Consider the following 17,246-nt stretch of genomic DNA (forward strand, 5'->3'; position numbering starts at 1 on the left):
GGGCGGGGCGTTTCTCCGGCCTGGTCTCGGCGAGCATCATTCTCGTCGTGATGCTGACCGAGACGATCGCGGTCTATGCCCGCCTCGCGCGCGCCACGGCTGCCGAACGGCGCGCGCGCCAGAACCGGCTGACCGCGATGGAAGCCCTGTCGGCGACGATCGCCCACGAGGTCAACCAGCCGCTGGGCAGCATGGTCACCAATGCCAATGCGGGCCTGCGCTGGCTCGACAAGCCGCAGCCCGCCCTCGATGAAGCCAGGGCTGCGATGCGGCGGATCGTCGAGGAGGGCCACCGGGCCAACAAGGTAGTTTCGAGCATCCGGACCATGTTCATGAAGGGGACGCGCGAGCGCACGCCGCTCGACTTGAACCTGCTGATCGAGCAGGTGGTGAAACAGTCGGGCGTCGAGCTCCGGCTGGACGATGGCGCGGTCACGTTGGATCTGGACTGCCGAGCGCCTTTCGTGATCGGCAACGCCATCCAGTTGCAGCAGGTGGTCGCCAACCTGATCGACAACGCGGTTGAGGCGATGCGACCCATCCCGGCGCGACAACGCCGCCTCCGCATCGGCACGAGCGTCAACGACCACAGCGAGGTTGTCGTCAGTGTCGCGGATACGGGCCCTGGATTGGACTCCGCGACGCTCGACAGGATATTCGAGCCCTTCTTCACGACAAAGGCTGACGGCATGGGAATGGGGCTGATGTTCTGCCGGTCCACGATCGAGGCGCATGGTGGGCGGCTGTGGACGTCATCGAACAGACCGCGGGGTGCGGTGTTCACCTTCTCGCTGCCGACCACGCTCGAACACGACACCCCATCGGAGGACAGCCCGTGAGTTCCGAGGCCGCGCTCGTCTTCGTTGTCGACGACAACCCCGCCATGCGTGCCTCGGTCGAGAGCCTGCTCCGCTCGGTCGGCCACGCGGTCGCGTCGTTTCATTCGACACAGGACTTCCTCGCTGCCGATCCTCATGACGGGCCGGCCTGCCTCGTCCTCGATGTCCGGCTGCCTGGCACGAGCGGGCTGGAGTTCCAGCGCGAATTGAACGGTCTGGGGCGCCGCTTCCCCATCGTTTTCATCACAGGCCATGGCGACGTCCAGATGTCCGTCGCAGCCATGAAGGCCGGCGCGATCGAGTTTCTGACCAAACCGTTCCGCGACCAGGACCTGCTCGATGCGGTCCACAAGGGTCTCGCGCTGGATCTCGATCGGCGCCGCCGGCTGAAAGAGATCGATGTGCTCCGGACTCGCTTCCAAACCCTGACGCCGCGAGAGCGGGAAATTCTGCCGCTGGTGGCGAGCGGTCTGATGAACAAGCAGATCGCAGCGTCTCTCCAACTCAGCGAAATCACCGTCAAGGTCCATCGCGCCCAAGTCATGCAGAAGCTGCAGGCGGCGTCGCTGGCCGATCTCGTGCGGCTGTCGGACAGGATCGCGGAAGCCGTGGGCGGCGGCGACGGATAGCCCGGCGATGCTTGAGCATAATTGCCGCCAACCTCGGCCCACCCTGATGATCGAGACCGACGGAGCCCGGCGGCCGGAAGCATGACGAAACCAGAAGGCGCGCTCATTGCCATCGTCGATGACGATGCGGCGGCGCGGGAAGCTGTCACCAGCCTGGTCTCGGCCATGGGCTACCGAACATTCGCCTGCGACAGCGCCGCGACGTTTCTGTCGTCCGTGCTGCGGCCCATGACGCGATGCGTGATTGCGGATGTCCGCATGCCCGGCATGGGCGGCCTGGATCTGCATCACCAGCTCACCCGATCGGCCCAGGCGGTTCCGATGATCCTGATGACGGCCTACCCCGACGAGGCGACGCGGGACTTCGCCGCGGCGGCCGGCCTGCACGGATACCTCGCCAAGCCGTTCGATCCCGAGACGCTTCTGCTCTGCCTTCGGCAAGCCGTGCGATCCGGCGCGGCTATACGAAAGCTCAGCGCGACCGGACCCACCGAATAATTGCGCCGACCTGCGGCCGCCACCTACCCATTGGGCTCAATCAGGAGAGCGCAGATGGTTCAGGCGACAGCGACCCCCGGCAAAGGCCTTCTGACGCCCCGCGATCACACGCTCATCATGATCGATTTCCAGTCGCAGATGGCCTTCGCGACGAAATCGATCGATGCTGTCACGCTGCGCAACAATGCGGCGCTGGTATCGCAGGCAGCCGCCGGCTTCGGCGTGGCGACCATCCTGACCACTGTCGCCGTCGACAGCTTCTCCGGGCCGATGTTTGAGGAGATCACCGCGGCCTTTCCAGGCCAGGTGCTGCTCGACAGGACGTCGATGAACACCTGGGAGGATGCTGCAGTCATCGCCCGCGTCAATGAAATCGGCAAACCGCGCATCGTGCTAGCGGGGCTTTGGACCGGGGTTTGCATCGTGGGGCCGGCGCTGTCGGCGCTCGACCAAGGCTTCGAGGTCTTCGTCATCGCCGATGCCTGCGGCGACATCTCGGACGAGGCGCATGAACGGGCGATGCAACGCATGATCCAGGCCGGCGCGCGGCCGATGACATCGTTGCAATACCTGCTCGAACTGCAGCGCGACTGGGCACGAACCGAGACCTACGAGCTGACGACCGGCATCGGCAAGAAAGTTGGCGGCGCCTACGGTCTCGGCATCACCTACGCCAAGACGATGTTCGGCGCACAGGAGGGCCACTGAAATGAGCTTTGTCACGACGAGCGACGGGGTTGAGATCTTCTACAAGGATTGGGGGCCGAAGGATGCCCAGCCGATCGTGTTCCACCATGGCTGGCCGCTGAGCAGCGACGATTGGGACGGCCAGATGCTGTTCTTCCTCGGTAAGGGCTATCGCGTCGTCGCCCATGACCGGCGCGGCCATGGCCGCTCCTCGCAGGTCTGGGACGGCCACGACATGGACCACTACGCCGCGGACAGCGCGGCGGTGGTCGACAAGCTCGATCTCCGCAACGCCGTCCATATCGGCCACTCGACCGGTGGCGGTCAGGCCCTGCACTACACGGTGAAGCACGGCGCCGGCCGCGTCGCCAAGCTCGTGCTGATCGGCGCCGTGCCGCCGCTGATGCTCAAGACCGAGGCCAATCCGGGCGGCCTGCCGCTCGAGGTCTTCGACGGCTTCCGCAAGGCACTGGCCGATAACCGCGCCCAGTTCTTCCATGACGTGCCGGCCGGCCCGTTCTACGGCTACAATCGGCCGGGCGCGAAGGTCGACCAGGGCGTGATCTGGAATTGGTGGCGCCAAGGCATGATGGGTGGCGCCAAGGCTCATTACGACGGCATCAAGGCCTTCTCCGAGACCGATTTCACCGAGGATCTCAAGGCCTGCGCCGTGCCGACGCTGGTGATGCATGGCGATGACGACCAGATCGTGCCGATTGGCGCCTCCGCGCATGAATCAATCAAGCACCTGAAGCAGGGCACGCTCAAGGTCTATCCCGGCCTGCCGCACGGGCTCTGCACCACGCATGCCGACGTCGTGAACGCCGACCTGCTCGCCTTCATCAAGGGCTGAGACCCCGGCGGGCCGCTCCCGAGCGACCCCCAATTCCGTCTTCCGGATCACGGGACGAAGCGATGAAACCCTATCTGCTGGCGCTCGGCGCCGGTCTCGTCGTCGGAATCATCTACAGCCTGCTGAATGTGCGCTCGCCGGCCCCACCGGTGGTTGCGCTGGTGGGCCTGCTCGGCATCCTGGCCGGCGAGCAGATCGTCCCGATCACCAAGCGGCTGTTCGCGGCTGAAGGCTTGAGCCTGGGGTGGCTCAAGAGCGAATGCGGAGAGCACATCTTCGGCACCCTGCCGGTTCGCCCCGACAAGGACGCCGAGCACGAGCCTGGCAGGCGGCTCTCATGACGCCCCCGACACGCCGAGAGACGGCGCTCGGCGCTGCCGCCGGCGCGCTCGCCACGCTGATCGGCGGCGCGCCGTCAGCCCAGACCTCCGGCCCGGGAGCCCGCGCGATGATCGCAGACCTTATTCTCGTCAATGGCCGCTTCACGACGCTGGACCCCGGCAATCCCAACCCGGAGGCCCTCGCCATCGCCGACGGCCGCTTTCTCGGCGTCGGCACGCGGGCCGAGATGCAGGCGCTCGCCGGAGCCGACACCAAAACCATGGACCTCGGCCGCCGCCGCGTCGTGCCAGGGCTGATCGACAGCCACATGCACATCATCCGCGGCGGACTGAACTACAACATGGAACTGCGCTGGGATGGCGTGCGTTCGCTCGGTCGCGCTATGGAGATGCTGCGCGCGCAAGTCGCCGTGACGCCGCCGCCGCAATGGGTGCGCGTCGTCGGTGGGTTCACGGAGCGCCAGTTCGCGGAGAAGCGCCTTCCGACGCTGGACGAGATCAACGCGATCGCGCCGGACACACCGGTCTTCATCCTGCATCTCTACGACCGCGCCTTGCTGAACGGGGCCGCGTTGCGAGCTGCCGGCTACACCAGGGACACGCCGGATCCGCCCGGCGGCGAGATCGTCAGGGACAAGAACGGCAACCCCACCGGGCTGCTCTTGGCCAAGCCCAACGCCACCATCCTCTATGCGACCCTCGCCAAGGGGCCGAGGCTCCCGCCCGAATACCAGCTCAACTCGACGCGTCACTTCATGCGCGAAATGAACCGGCTCGGCGTCACCTCGATCATCGATGCCGGTGGGGGCTACCAGAACTACCCCGACGACTACGCCATCATCGAGAAGCTGCATGCCGATGGCGAGCTGACACTGCGGCTGGCCTACAACCTGTTCACCCAGAAGCCGAAGGAAGAGCTGTCGGATTTCGCAGGCTGGGCCAAGCAGGTCAGGCCCGGCCAGGGCGATGATCTCTACCGCCACAACGGCGCCGGCGAGATGCTGGTCTATTCGGCAGCCGATTTCGAGGATTTCAAGGTCGAGCGCCCCGAGATGCCGCCCTCGATGGAGGCCGATCTCGAACCCGTCGTCCGGCTGCTCGCGGAGCAGCGCTGGCCCTGGCGCCTGCACGCGACCTATGACGAGACGATCACGCGTGCGCTCGACGTCTTCGAAAAGGTCGATCGCGACATCCCGCTGGAAGGACTGCACTGGTTCTTCGACCACTGCGAGACGATCAGCGACCGCAACATCGACCGCATCGCCGCGTTGGGCGGCGGCATCGCCGTGCAGCACCGCATGGCCTTCCAGGGCGAGGATTTCGTCGAGCGCTACGGCGCCAGGGCGGCCGAGCGCTCGCCTCCGGTCGCCCGCATGCTCGAGGCCGGCGTCAAGGTCGGCGCCGGCACCGACGCGACCCGCGTCGCCAGCTACAATCCCTGGGTCTCGCTCGCCTGGCTCGTCACCGGCAAGACCGTCGGCGGCCTCAAGCTCTATCCGCAACGCAATCTGCTCGACCGCGAGAGCGCGCTGCGTCTCTGGACGGAAGCCAACACCTGGTTCTCCACCGAAGAGGGCAAGAAGGGCCAGCTCAAGACCGGCCAGCTCGCCGACCTCGTCGTGCTCGACCGCGACTACATGTCCGTGCCCGAGGACGAGATCCAGGACATCGAGAGCGTGCTGACCCTGCTCGGCGGCAAGGTCGTCTTCGGCGCGGGAGATTTCGCGCCGTTGAGCCCGCCGCTGGCGCCCGCCATGCCCGACTGGTCGCCGGTGCGGACCTTCGGGGGCTACCAGCAGCGTGCGGCGGCCAAGGACGACCGCAAATACGCGCTGATGGCGGCCTGCGGCTGTGACTGCGCCTGCGGCGTCCACGGCCACGGCCACGCGGCGGCGCTCGGCGCCGCTGCGCCCGCCCGCGACGAGGCCGCCTTCTGGGGGGCGCTCGGCTGCTCCTGCTGGGCGTTCTGATGATGGCGGACCCCGCTGGAGCCGTCACGCATCCAGGTCTGGCCGGCGTCTTCCTGCTGGTCGCCCTGCGTAGTCTACCTGAATCCGTTCGGGCAGCGGAACGGCGACCATGAGCGATTCCGGAACCAGGGCTCATGCCGATTCCGGCGCCTTCTCGCCGCTGAAGCAACCGGTCTTCGCCGTGCTCTGGGCAGCCACCGTGCTCGGCAACACCGGCAGCTTCATGCGCGACGTCGCCAGCGCCTGGCTGGTGACGGACCTTTCGGCATCGCCGGCGGCGATCGCCCTCGTCCAGGCCGCCGGCACCTTGCCGATTTTCCTGCTGGCGATACCCGCAGGCGTGCTTTCCGACATTCTGGACCGCCGCAAATTCCTGATCGCAATCCAGCTTCTGCTGGCCGCCGTCAGCATCTGCCTGATGGTGCTGTCGCATCTCGGGCTTCTGAGCGTCAGTTCGATCGTTGCCCTGACCTTCCTCGGCGGCATCGGCGCCGCCCTGATGGGGCCGACCTGGCAGGCCATCGTTCCCGAACTGGTGCCCCGATCGGACGTGAAGAACGCCGTCGCCCTGAACTCGCTCGGCATCAACATCGCGCGCTCGATCGGCCCTGCGGCTGGCGGCCTGCTGCTGGCCGCCTTTGGCGCGGCCGTCACCTATGGCGCCGATGTCCTGAGCTACGTCTTCGTCATCGCAGCGTTGATCTGGTGGCCGCGCGCCAAGGGCGCCGACGATGTCTTGTCGGAGCGCTTCGCCGGCGCCTTCCGGGCCGGCCTGCGCTATGCGCGCGCCAGCAAGGAACTGCATGTCGTGCTGTTGCGCACGGCGGTGTTTTTTGCCTGTGCCAGCGCGGTCTGGGCCCTGCTGCCGCTGGTCGGGCGCAACCTGCTCGCCGGCGATGCGCGCTTCTACGGCATCATGCTGGGTTGCGTCGGAGCCGGCGCGATCATTGGTGCTCTGATCCTGCCAAGCCTGCGCAAGCGTCTCGACGCGGACCAATTGCTGCTCGGCGTCGCGAGCGTCACGGCAGTCGTCATGGCGGTGCTGGCGCTCGGCCCTCCCAAGCCGCTGGCGCTGGCGGCCCTGCTGCTGTTGGGCGCAGCCTGGATCGTCGCCCTGACGACGCTGAACGGCGCCGCGCAGGCGATCCTGCCCAACTGGGTGCGGGGACGGGCGCTGGCGGTCTATCTCACCGTCTTCAACGGTGCGATGACGGCCGGAAGCCTCTGCTGGGGGCTGGTCGCGCAGGAACTCGGTGTGCCGGCGACGCTCATCATCGGCGCCGCCTGCCTTCTTCTCGCCGGCCTCGCCTTTCACCGTGTCAGGCTGCCGAAGGGCGAGGCCGATCTGGCCGCATCCAACCACTGGCCCGAGCCGCTGACGGCGGAACCCGTCGCACATGATCGCGGCCCGGTCCTGGTCCTGATCGAGTATCGCGTCGCCAGGGCCGAACGGCCGGCCTTCCTGGAGGCATTGAATCGCCTGTCGCATGAGCGACGCCGCGACGGCGCCTATCGCTGGGGCGTCACCGAGGATGCCGCCGATCCGGATGCCATCGTCGAATGGTTCATGGTCGAGTCCTGGGCCGAGCATCTGCGCCAGCACAAGCGCGTCTCGAAGGCCGATGCGGACCTGCAGGCTGAGGCCATCCGCTTCCATCTTGGCCCAACCAAGCCTGCGGTGCGGCATTTCCTGACGGTCGAAGCCATGCTCTAGGGGGCGCTCTTCCCGCTCCACTGGGAGACCGCCAGCAGCAGCGAGGTGATGACGATCATGATCGTCGAGATCGCCGCGATGGTCGGGTCGATCTGATCGCGCAGGGCCATGAACATCGCCCGCGTCAGCGTCGAGTTGTCGCCGCCCGAAACGAACAGCGAGACCACGACCTCGTCGAAGGACGTAAGGAACGACAGCAGCGCCGCGGTGACGATGGCGAAGCGGATCTGCGGCATCGTCACCTGGACGAAGGCCTGCGTCCGCGTCGCGCCGAGGCTGCGCGCGACGCGCTCCTGGTCGAGATCGAAGCTCTTCAGGGCCGAGCCGATGATCATCATCACGATCGGCACGGCCAGGATCGTGTGCGCCAGCACGATGCCGAGGAAGGAATTGACCATCTTCAGCTGGACGAAGGCGTAAAACAGCGCGATGCCGACGAGGATGACCGGGACGATGGTCGGCGTCAGCAGAGCCAGGATCGCGATCCCGGCGAAACGCAGCCGCGAGACATGCAGGCCATAGGCGGCGAGCGTGCCGACCGGCGTCGCCAGCAGCGCCGTGCAGATCCCCGCCTTGAGCGAGGTCGCGGTCGCCGCCATCCAGCTTCCCGAGGCAAAATAGGCCTCGTACCAGCGCAGCGACCATTGCCGTGGTGGGAACTCGAGATATTGCGAGTGGGAGAACGACATCGGGATCACGATGAGCGTCGGCAGGGCGAGGAACGCCAGGACCAGGACGCCGACGGCGTAGAGCCAGAGCCGCGAGCGATGCGTGATCTGCGTATCGCTGGCGGCACGGTCGAGCCAGCCCATGCTCAATGTCCTCCGCCGAACAGGCCGGCGCCGCGCGAGAGCCGCGCCGCCAGCACGAGGACGACGAGCGTGATCACCAGCAGCACGACGCCGAGCGCGCTCGCCGCGCCCCAGTTGAAGAACAGCTCGATGTCGTTGGCGATCCGGTTGGAGACCATCGTCACCTTACCGCCGCCGAGCATGGCCGGGGTCACGTAGAAGCCCAGGGACAGCACGAAGACCAGCGCCGAGCCGGCGGCGAGCCCCGGCAGCGACAGCGGAAAGAACACAGCCCAGAAGCCGTGGGCCGGCGTCGAACCGAGGCTGGAGGCGGCGCGCAGCAGATCGCGGTCGATCGCCCGCATCGTGCTGTAGAGCGGCAGGACGAGGAAGGGCAGCATGATGTGGACCATGCCGATCAGCGTGCCGCCGACATTGTGGACGAGCTGCAGCGGTTCGCTCCAGAGGCCGAGCTGCATCCCCCATGTGTTGATCAGGCCGCTGCGCTGCAGCAGCACCAGCCAGGCATAGGTGCGCACGAGCAACGACGTCCAGAACGGCAGGAGCACCGCGATCATGCAGAGATTGGCCGCACGCCGCGGCAGCTGCGACAGGAAATAGGCGAGCGGATAGCCGAGCAGGACGCAGATGACCGTGGTCGCGAGGCTGATCTCGAAGGTGGTGCGGAAGGTCCGGCCATAGGAGGGCTCGGCCAGCATGCGGCGGTAATGCTCGAGGCTCAGTGCGCCCGCATCGTCCTGGAACGACAGGCCGAACAGCCAGCCCACGGGCAGCAGCACCATGACGCCGACCAGCAGAAGCGCCGGCGCCGCCAGCGCGGCCAGCCCCAGCCTTTCGCGCCAGTGGTCGCGGCGCAGCGCCGCGGCGTGGAAATCGGCCCCCGCGTCCGGGGCGAGGTCGAGCGGGGGCGCAGTCAAGCCCGAGCCCCCGCTTCATCGGCGAGCAGGACCGTGTCGCCGACCGCGATGCCGACCGCGACGGGCGAGCCGCGGGCCGGCGGTGGTGCGTCATCGCCGCGCGTCGCCATGCGCAGGGTCACCGGGCTGCCATCGGTCAGCACGATCTGCAGCAGCAGCGTGTCGCCCTGATAGATGGCGCTCAGCACCTTGCCGTCGAAGCGGTTCATCGCCTCGCTCTCGCTGCCGTCCAGAATGCGCAGCCGCTCGGGCCGCAGCATCATCACGCAATGGCCCTGCGCCACCGGAACCTGCGGCGCCCGGATGACGGTGCCCGCCGCACGGCAGACGCCGTTGGCGACATCGACGTCGAGGAAGGAGGATTCACCGATGAACTCCGCCACGAAGCGGCTGCCCGGATGGTCGTAGATCGCGCGCGGCACATCGATCCGGGCGATCCGGCCGCGATCGAGCACGGCGATGCGGTCGGACATGGTCAGCGCCTCGCGCTGGTCGTGCGTGACGTAGACGGTGGTGGTGCCGAGCCGGTCATGGAGCTGCCGCAGCTCGATCTGCATGCGCTCGCGCAGCTGCTTGTCGAGCGCCGACAGGGGCTCGTCCATCAGGATGATGCGCGGCTCGAAGACGATGGCGCGAGCCAGGGCGACGCGCTGGCGCTGGCCGCCCGAAAGCTGGGTGATGCTGCGCTCGCCATAGCCGCCGAGCTGGAACATCTCCAGCGCGGCCTCGACGCGCCGGGCGATCTCGGCCGCCGGCACACGCCGCAGCCGCAGCGGGAAACCGATATTGCGGGCGACGCTCATATGCGGAAACAGGGCATAGTTCTGGAAGACCATGCCGATCTCGCGCTTGTGCGGCGCCAGCCGGACGACCTCGCGCTCGCCAAAGCGGATGCTGCCCTTGTCGGGGCGCAGGAAGCCGGCGATCGCCATCAGCAGGGTGGTCTTGCCCGAGCCCGACGGCCCCAAAAGGGTCAGGAATTCGCCGGGCCGGACGTCGAGATCGACCTCGTCGAGCACGCTCACAGCGCCATAGGCCTTGCTCAGGCGCCGGACGGCGATGGGCAGGGCATTGCCCATCGCGGGAGCGGGGGAAGCCGCGGCGGGCATCGCCATCGGCTCCCCTTGATCGGCCGCCTGCCTCATTCGGTTAGCATGTTCTGGTAAGCGGCCGAAGCCTGCGCCTCGAACTTGGTGTACCAGGCGAGGTCGATCGGCAGTTGCTTGGCCGCATTGTCGGGATGGGACGGCAGGGTCTTGGCATAGGCCGCCTCGATCAGGCCGAGCTCATAGGCTTTCTTGTTGGTCGGCCCGTAGGTGATGTATTTGGTGAACTCGGCCTGGTATTCCGGCTTGCTGATCTCGGCGAGGAACTTCATCGCCAGATCCTTGTTCGGCGCGCCCTTGGCGATGCCGTAGCAATCATAGTCGAGCAGGCCCTGGTTGAAGGTGTAGGCGACCTTCGCCCCGTCCTTGGCGGCGACGTCGAAGCGGCCGTTCCAGCCGGTGATCATGTCGACCTCGCCGTCCTTCATGAGCTGGGCGTGCTGGGCGCCGGACGCCCACCACACCGCGACATGGGGCTTCAGCTCGCGGATCTTCTTGATCGCGCGGTCGATGCCGCCGGGCTGCGACAGAACCTCATAGACCTTCTCCGGCGGCACGCCGTCGGCCATCAGGGCCGGCTCGAGAGAGCCCGCTACGCCCTTGCGGTAGGAGCGCTTGCCGGGAAATTTCTTCACGTCCCAGAAATCGGCCCAGCTCTGCGGCCCGTTCTGGCCATAGGTCTTGGTGTTCCAGGCCAGCACCGTCGAGAATACGTCGCCGCCGACGCAATGCTCCTGCGCCGTGCCGGGAATGAAGTTCGAGGTGTCGATGATCTTGTAGTCCAGTTTCTCGAGGATGCCCTCGGCGCCGGCGCGCGCCGCGCTGCCTGAGCCGCTGGCGACGATGTCCCAGGTCACGGCGCCGGCCTTCACCTTGAGGCGCAGATCGGCGATGCCGCTATAGGTTTCTTCCTTGAGCTTGATGCCGAGCTTCTTGGCGGCAGGCACGAACAGCGCCTTGCTCTGCGCCTCCTGGTAGGAACCGCCGAAGGAGACGACGGTGAGCTCCTGGGCGAAGGCCGGCATCGCGCCGACGAGGCTGAGGAGAAGGACGAGGGTCGATCGCGACGGCAGGATCGGCTGGGGCATGTCATTTCTCCTGATCTGAGCGACACAGTTGCATCGGCAGTCGGAAGGTCGCCGCGGCGCCCCGTCCCACCTCTGTCACGCTGGAGAGTTTGTTGGAATTGGTCTGCCCATAAGGTCCATTCTGAGAATTCGGGAATGCCAATCCGGCCGATCATCGTGCCAGCCGGTCGCGCCAGCGGTAGAACAGCACGGATGGTGCCAGAAACCAGGGGTTGCCGCTGTAAAACGGCCTGGTCTGGAACGGCAGATCGTCGAAGGCGGTCGCGCCCTCCGCTAGGCCGAGCACCTGCTGGCCCAGCCGCATGCCGAGATAGCTCGCCATGCCCACCCCCGAGCCGCAATAGCCCATGGCGTAGTACATGCCGTCATGGCGGCCGATATGCGCCAGCTCGTCGAAGGTGTAGGCGACGAAGCCGCACCAGGAATGGCTGATGCGGGTCGTCGCCAATTCGGGAAAGATCCCCGCGAGATCGGCATGGAGCTTCGGTCCGCTGCGGCGCGGATCGGTCTCGCTCAGCGAGACACGCCCGCCGAACAGGATGCGGCGCCGGTCCGGCGAGGCGCGGTAATAATAGACGACCTTGCGGGTGTCGCTGACGATGCGGTTACGCGGAATGAGCTTGTCCACGAGCGCCGGGTCGAGCGCCTCGGTCGCGATCACATAGCTGCCGATCGGGATGACGCGGCGGCGCATCCACCCGGTGAGCGGGCCGGTATAGCCGTTGGTGGCGATGACCACGTCGCGCGCATCGATGGTCCCGCGCGGAGTCTCGACCCGAAAGCCCTGGCCGGAGCGCGCGATCGCCGTCGCCGGGCAGAACGGCACCAGCTGCGCGCCCGTGGCCAGGACGCGCTCCAGCAGCCCCTGATGGTAGCGCGCCGGGTCGATCGAGGCGTGCTCGGCGAAGATCGCGCCACCATGATAGAGGTCCGAACCGATCTCGCTGTGCTGCTCGGCCCGGGGCACGATGTGGCAGGCGACCTCGAGGCCCTTGGGCTGGTTCGCGACGCTCCGCGCCAGTTCCTCGTAGTGTCCCGGCGAATGGGCGGCGTGGAACCGCCCGACCACGCCAAAGTTGCAGTCGATGCCCTCGTCGCGAACGAATTCGCCGAGCCATGTCAGCGAGCGCCGGCCCTCCTTCAGGATCGCGACAGCCCTGGCCTCGCCATGGCGGCGGGTCAGTTCCGCCAGGCCCGGCTTGATGCTCGTCGAGATCTGGCCGCCATTGCGCGTGCTGCAGCCGAAGCCGGCGGCCTCGGCGTCGAGCACCACCGTGCTGCGTCCGCCGCGCGCGATCTGGAGCGCCGCCTGGAGACCGGTGTAGCCCGAGCCGACGATGACGACATCGACCTGCTGTGGCGGGTCCAAGGCCGGCAAATCGGGGCGCGGCACGCCATCCCACCAATAGGGCGCCGCCTTGAAATCGGCGCTGAACAGATCGCTCGACATACGGTCGTATCCTCCCGGCCGCATCAGAGCCGCGCCACCACACTCTTGAGCTTGCAGTAGCTGCGCAAGCCCGCCATGCCCTTGGCCCGGCCGAAACCGGATTTCCGGTTGCCGCCGAAGGGCATGGCGACGCCGCCGGCGAAGAACTCGTTGATGTAGACCTGGCCCGCATCGACCGCCCGGGCGAAGCGCCAGGCGCTGGCATGGTCGCGCGTGTAGATGCCGGCGACGAGGGCATAGGGCGTCGCGTTCGCGGCGGCGATCGCCTCGTCGAGCCCCTGGACGATCTGCACCGTCAGGACAGGCCCGAAGATCTCCTCCTGCACCAGCGGATCGTCGAGGCCATCAGCGAGGATGATGGTCGGCCGGTAGAACCAGCCCCCGCCGCACTCGGCGTCGGGAACGATGCCGCCGCCGGTCAGGATGCGGTTGCCCGCAGTGCGCGCACGCTCGACATGGGCGTCGATTCGCGCCAGCTGCAGGGGCGAATTGATCGGCCCGATCTGCGCCTCGCTCAGGCCATGCCCGAGTGTCATGGCCTCGACGCGCACGACGAGCCGGTCGAGCACCTCCTGCGCGATCGTCTCCTCCACGATCAGCCGGGAGCCGGCCGAGCAGATCTGGCCGGCATTCTCGTAGATCGCGCCGATCACGCCCTCGACGGCCGCCTCGATCTCGCAATCGGCCATCAGCACGACCGGCGACTTGCCGCCGAGTTCGAGCTGCAGCCGCGTGACATGCTCGGCCGCCGCCCGCATCACGCGCTGGCCGGTCGCGACCGAGCCGGTGAAGGTGATGTGGTCGATGCCGGGATGGCCGACGAGCGCGGCACCGGCCTCGGCTCCGGTCCCGGCGACGACGTTGAGAACGCCCGCCGGCAACCCCGCGTCGTGCAGCAGCTCCGCCAGCATCAGCGTTGTGAACGGCGTCTGCTCGGCCGGCTTGACGACGAGCGTGCAGCCGGCGGCCAGCGCCGGCGCGATGCCGCGGGCCGCGGTCGAGAGCGGATAGTTCCAGGGCACGATCTGCGCGACCAGGCCGACCGGCTCCTCGATCGTCACACCGAGATAGTCCGGCCCGAGCGGCACGCTGTCGCCCTGCAGCTTGTCGGCGGCCCCCGCGTAATAGGCGAGGCAGCGGACGACGCCGCCGACATCGCCCTCGGATTCGGCCAGCAGCTTGCCTGAATCGAGCGTCTCGACGACGGCGAAGCGCGCGGCCCGCTCGCGCAGGAGATGGCTCGCCCGCATCAGGATCTCGCCCCGCGCCGCCGGCGTCAGGCGGGACCAGGGCCCCGACAAGGCTGCCCGCGCCGCCGCCACCGCCCGCGCGACGTCGTTGGCGTCGCCCGCCGCGAAGGTCGCAAACGGCACGCCGCGCCCGGGATCGAAGCTCTCCATCTCCGCGCCGGAAACGGAGGCCACGAAGCGACCGCCGATGAAATGCCCGTGCGGCAGCCCCGCCAGCGTGCCGCTCCGCCGCGCTTCCTCGACAAGTTCAGCCCGGTCGAAGCTCACGTTGCGACCTCGGTCACCTGGTAGTCGGCCCGGTCCAGCCATGACGGCTCGATCTCGACCCCCCAGCCCGGCTCGGAGGGGATCGCGACCATGCCGTCCCTCGCCTTGGGCGGGTTGCGCAGCAGGCCCTGCTCCCAGGGGTAATAGTCGGGTCCCTCGATCGAGAATTCGACATAGGGCCCGGCATTGGCGAGCGCGCCCATGACGTGCAGCGTGAAGACGGTGACCATCGACTGGTTGGCGGAATGCGGCGTCACCGGCAGACCGGCCTCTGCCGCCCAGCGCGCCACGGTCAGCATGCGCCCGACGCCGCCGATATAGCAGATGTCGGGTTGCACCACGTCGACGACGCGGCCCTCGATCATCGCCCGCCAGACCGCGAGGTCGCAGTCCTGCTCGCCGCCGGTCACGTCGAGATCCAGCGCCTCGCGCACTTCCCGTGTCCAGCCATGTTCCCAATAGGGGCAGGGCTCCTCGAAATGCACGACTCCGTGGTCCTGCAGCATGCGGCCGACCGCGATCGCGCGGGCCGGCGAATAGCCGCTATTGGCATCGACCAGGAGGATCGCTTCGTCTCCCAGCGCAGCGCGTACCTGTGGTACGATCGCGTCTGTGCGGCCCGGCCACTCGTCCCGGTCGCGGCCGCACTCGCGCCCGACCCGGAACTTGAAGGCGCGGAAGCCATGGGCATCGCGCAACCGGGCAAGACGCTGCGCTTCCGCCTCCGGCGTGATCTCGCCGCGCTTCATGCTGGAGGCGTAGACCGGGAACGGCCGCGGCGTGCCGCCGAGCAGTTCGCAGACGCTTTTGCGCTCCCTGCGCCCGCGCCAGTCCCAGAGCGCGGTGTCGAGCCCGGTCAGGGCGCGGCAGAGATAGGAGCCGGGAAACTTGTGCTCGCGCTCGCCGATCGTGGCGACGAGCTCGTCGATGGCGAGCGCATCCTCGCCCATCGCCCAGCGTGCGACCTGGCGGTGGAAGACGGTGGCGGTGATGTCCGCGTTGTAGGGCGAGAGCTGCCCCCAGCCCTGGCTGCCATCCTCGCAGGTTACGCGGACGAAGCCGACATCCGGCGTGCAGAAGCTTTCGAGCCGCGTGATCTTCATAGCCACTGCCAATGCTGCCGCCGCGAGCCCGCGCGATTGCGGCCTCCGGCATGTTTGGAGAGGGGGCTTGAATTGGTCTGAGCCCAAGGTCCATTCTGATCAAAGCGGCAGTCCAATCCTCAGGGCGCGCCCACCGGAGCCAGCATGGTCAAGCGCGAGGAAGGCGTCCTGCTGCAGTCGATCGTGCTGGACCGCGAGGGCACGCACGGGCTGAGCGTGCAGATCTGCGTGGGCCTGCGCGAACTGATCCTGAGCGGGGCGCTCAAGGTCGGCGAGCGCCTGCCGGCGACACGCACGCTGGCGCAGGAGTTCGGCGTTGCCCGCACCACGATCGTCGAGAGCTTCGAGAGGCTCGCGGCAGAGGGGCTGGTCGAAACGCGGGTCGGGGCCGGCACCTATGTCAGCCAGGCGCTGGCGAGCGAGCGGCCGGCTCCGGCCGCTGCCGCGGTGGCCGTGCCGACGGCGAAGGTGCGGCTGGCCCAGGCGATGGACTCCGCCTCGAAGCTGTTCGGCGCGCGCCTGCCGCACCAGCCGCGCGCCTTCACCACGGCGATGCCCGCCTTCGATGCCTTTCCGATGGCGCAATGGGCCAAGCTCTCGGGCCGGCACTGGCGCAGGGCGCGCCAGCAGGTGCTGGGCTATCCCGATCCCCATGGCGAGGCGGTGCTGCGGCAGGCGATCGCCGCCCATCTGCGCCTCAACCGGGGCATCGCCTGCGAATGGCAGCAGATCTTCATCGTCGCCGGCGCCCAGCAGGCCTTCCAGCTTCTCGCCGCGACGCTGATCAACCCGGGCGACAAGGTCTGGTTCGAGAATCCCGGCGCCATCGGCGCCCGCAACAGCCTGATCTTGTCGGGGGCCGACATCGTGCCGGTGCCGGTCGACGAGGCGGGGCTCGTCGTCGAGGAAGGTCTGCGCCGCGCACCGGACTTCAAGCTCGCTTTCGTCACGCCGGCCCATCAACAGCCGCTCGGTGCCAAGATGAGCCTCGAGCGGCGCCTCGCCCTGCTCGAATCGGCCCAGGCGAGCGCGGCCTGGATCATCGAGGATGATTGGGACGGCGAATTCTGCTTCCAGGGCGCCCCGATGGCGACGCTGACCAGCATCGACCTCACCGGTCGGGTGATCTATGTCGGTACCTTCTCGAAGACGCTGTTTCCGTCGCTGCGCCTGGGCTTCCTGGTCGCGCCGCCGCAACTCGCCGGACAGATCGGCATCTGCCTCGACGCTTATTCCCCGGGCGTGCCGACTGCCCTGCAGGGCATCGTCGCCGATTTCATCGTCGAGGGGCATTTCGCCACCCATGTCCGGCGCATGCGCAAACTCTACCAGGAGCGCCAGCAGGCGCTGCTGGAGGCGGCGGCCATGCATCTGGCCGGAGATCTCGATGTCGTTCCGACCCATACGGGCATGCACACCATCGCCTATCTCCGCGAAGGGCTCGACGCCGTCGCGCTGACCAAAGCTGCCGCTGAGCGCGACATCACGGTGGCGCCGATCAGCCGCTTCGGCCTGGAGCCGGTCGCGCGCGACGGGCTTGTCCTCGGCTTCAGCGGCTTCACGCCCACGCAGATCCAGGCCGGTGTCTCCGGGCTGCGACAGGCGATCGACGATCTCGCGGCGCGCTGAACCCCGACCGAAATTGGACTGGTGAGCCGCACAGAACGGCTCTTCGTGACGAGCCCAATTCGCCCTACAGCCTGTGCGCCGCAGCGATCAAAG

Annotated in this window: 16 protein-coding genes; 9 read left to right on the forward strand and 7 right to left on the reverse strand. The window is 67.8% G+C overall.

What is annotated here, in order from left to right; genetic code table 11:
* The 8 genes from Q8M82_RS00900 to Q8M82_RS00935 form a co-directional block, all read left to right on the forward strand.
* Positions 1–839, forward strand: an 839-nt coding sequence (locus Q8M82_RS00900) for a sensor histidine kinase (RefSeq protein ID WP_305689505.1), incomplete at its 5' end; no start/stop codon positions are given.
* A complete protein-coding gene (locus Q8M82_RS00905) occupies positions 836–1,468 on the forward strand; it encodes a response regulator transcription factor (protein ID WP_305689532.1) in 633 nt (210 codons plus the stop codon). The genes Q8M82_RS00900 and Q8M82_RS00905, both read left to right, overlap by 4 nt.
* A gap of 81 nt (positions 1,469–1,549) precedes the next feature.
* Positions 1,550–1,966: a response regulator transcription factor gene (locus tag Q8M82_RS00910; RefSeq protein ID WP_305689506.1), complete on the forward strand. Its 417-nt coding sequence runs from the start codon at positions 1,550–1,552 to the stop codon at positions 1,964–1,966.
* A 54-nt stretch (positions 1,967–2,020) separates the two neighbouring features.
* A complete protein-coding gene (locus Q8M82_RS00915; RefSeq protein ID WP_305689533.1) occupies positions 2,021–2,674 on the forward strand; it encodes a hydrolase in 654 nt (217 codons plus the stop codon).
* A 1-nt stretch (position 2,675) separates the two neighbouring features.
* The gene (locus tag Q8M82_RS00920; protein ID WP_305689507.1) at positions 2,676–3,506 is read left to right on the forward strand and encodes an alpha/beta fold hydrolase; all 831 of its coding nucleotides are present in this window, start codon (positions 2,676–2,678) and stop codon (positions 3,504–3,506) included.
* 62 nt (positions 3,507–3,568) lie between these two features.
* Entirely contained in the window at positions 3,569–3,847 is a 279-nt protein-coding gene (locus tag Q8M82_RS00925) for a XapX domain-containing protein (RefSeq protein WP_305689508.1), read from the forward strand.
* A complete protein-coding gene (locus Q8M82_RS00930; protein WP_305689509.1) occupies positions 3,844–5,817 on the forward strand; it encodes an amidohydrolase in 1,974 nt (657 codons plus the stop codon). The genes Q8M82_RS00925 and Q8M82_RS00930 overlap by 4 nt, the downstream gene beginning before the upstream one ends.
* A gap of 109 nt (positions 5,818–5,926) precedes the next feature.
* Positions 5,927–7,531: an MFS transporter gene (locus Q8M82_RS00935; RefSeq protein WP_305689510.1), complete on the forward strand. Its 1,605-nt coding sequence runs from the start codon at positions 5,927–5,929 to the stop codon at positions 7,529–7,531.
* Here Q8M82_RS00935 and Q8M82_RS00940 read toward each other — a convergent pair.
* From Q8M82_RS00940 to Q8M82_RS00970, 7 genes are all read right to left on the reverse strand, one after another.
* Positions 7,528–8,343 carry an ABC transporter permease gene (locus Q8M82_RS00940; RefSeq protein ID WP_305689511.1) on the reverse strand — a complete coding sequence of 272 codons (816 nt, stop codon included), beginning with the start codon at positions 8,341–8,343 and terminating at the stop codon, positions 7,528–7,530. The genes Q8M82_RS00935 and Q8M82_RS00940 overlap by 4 nt on opposite strands.
* Before the next feature lie 2 nt (positions 8,344–8,345).
* A complete protein-coding gene (locus tag Q8M82_RS00945; protein WP_305689512.1) occupies positions 8,346–9,260 on the reverse strand; it encodes an ABC transporter permease in 915 nt (304 codons plus the stop codon).
* The gene (locus Q8M82_RS00950) at positions 9,257–10,375 is read right to left on the reverse strand and encodes an ABC transporter ATP-binding protein (protein WP_305689513.1); all 1,119 of its coding nucleotides are present in this window, start codon (positions 10,373–10,375) and stop codon (positions 9,257–9,259) included. Before Q8M82_RS00950 ends, Q8M82_RS00945 begins: the two co-directional genes overlap by 4 nt.
* Before the next feature lie 26 nt (positions 10,376–10,401).
* A complete protein-coding gene (locus Q8M82_RS00955; protein ID WP_305689514.1) occupies positions 10,402–11,454 on the reverse strand; it encodes an ABC transporter substrate-binding protein in 1,053 nt (350 codons plus the stop codon).
* A 151-nt stretch (positions 11,455–11,605) separates the two neighbouring features.
* Positions 11,606–12,904, reverse strand: a complete 1,299-nt coding sequence (locus Q8M82_RS00960) for an NAD(P)/FAD-dependent oxidoreductase (protein WP_305689515.1) — start codon at positions 12,902–12,904, stop codon at positions 11,606–11,608.
* A gap of 23 nt (positions 12,905–12,927) precedes the next feature.
* Positions 12,928–14,421, reverse strand: a complete 1,494-nt coding sequence (locus Q8M82_RS00965; protein WP_305689516.1) for an aldehyde dehydrogenase family protein — start codon at positions 14,419–14,421, stop codon at positions 12,928–12,930.
* Positions 14,418–15,524, reverse strand: coding sequence for a mandelate racemase/muconate lactonizing enzyme family protein (locus tag Q8M82_RS00970; protein WP_305689517.1), 1,107 nt, complete (start codon positions 15,522–15,524; stop codon positions 14,418–14,420). The genes Q8M82_RS00965 and Q8M82_RS00970 overlap by 4 nt, the downstream gene beginning before the upstream one ends.
* Before the next feature lie 144 nt (positions 15,525–15,668).
* Here Q8M82_RS00970 and pdxR point away from each other — a divergent pair, with 144 nt between their 5' ends.
* Positions 15,669–17,153, forward strand: coding sequence for a MocR-like pyridoxine biosynthesis transcription factor PdxR (pdxR, locus tag Q8M82_RS00975; protein WP_305689518.1), 1,485 nt, complete (start codon positions 15,669–15,671; stop codon positions 17,151–17,153).
* Positions 17,154–17,246: the final 93 nt, after the last annotated feature.

This window comes from Allobosea sp. (assembly GCF_030694325.1).
Taxonomy (GTDB): Bacteria; Pseudomonadota; Alphaproteobacteria; order Rhizobiales; family Beijerinckiaceae; genus Allobosea.

Coding starts and splice junctions, on each gene's coding strand:
- Q8M82_RS00915 (WP_305689533.1), top strand. CDS start 2,021: ATGGTTCAGGCGACAGCGACCCCCGGCAAAGGCCTTCTGACGCCCCGC.
- Q8M82_RS00970 (WP_305689517.1), bottom strand. CDS start 15,524: ATGAAGATCACGCGGCTCGAAAGCTTCTGCACGCCGGATGTCGGCTTC.
- Q8M82_RS00935 (WP_305689510.1), top strand. CDS start 5,927: ATGAGCGATTCCGGAACCAGGGCTCATGCCGATTCCGGCGCCTTCTCG.
- pdxR (WP_305689518.1), top strand. CDS start 15,669: ATGGTCAAGCGCGAGGAAGGCGTCCTGCTGCAGTCGATCGTGCTGGAC.
- Q8M82_RS00960 (WP_305689515.1), bottom strand. CDS start 12,904: ATGTCGAGCGATCTGTTCAGCGCCGATTTCAAGGCGGCGCCCTATTGG.
- Q8M82_RS00950 (WP_305689513.1), bottom strand. CDS start 10,375: ATGGCGATGCCCGCCGCGGCTTCCCCCGCTCCCGCGATGGGCAATGCC.
- Q8M82_RS00930 (WP_305689509.1), top strand. CDS start 3,844: ATGACGCCCCCGACACGCCGAGAGACGGCGCTCGGCGCTGCCGCCGGC.
- Q8M82_RS00910 (WP_305689506.1), top strand. CDS start 1,550: ATGACGAAACCAGAAGGCGCGCTCATTGCCATCGTCGATGACGATGCG.
- Q8M82_RS00920 (WP_305689507.1), top strand. CDS start 2,676: ATGAGCTTTGTCACGACGAGCGACGGGGTTGAGATCTTCTACAAGGAT.
- Q8M82_RS00925 (WP_305689508.1), top strand. CDS start 3,569: ATGAAACCCTATCTGCTGGCGCTCGGCGCCGGTCTCGTCGTCGGAATC.
- Q8M82_RS00955 (WP_305689514.1), bottom strand. CDS start 11,454: ATGCCCCAGCCGATCCTGCCGTCGCGATCGACCCTCGTCCTTCTCCTC.
- Q8M82_RS00940 (WP_305689511.1), bottom strand. CDS start 8,343: ATGGGCTGGCTCGACCGTGCCGCCAGCGATACGCAGATCACGCATCGC.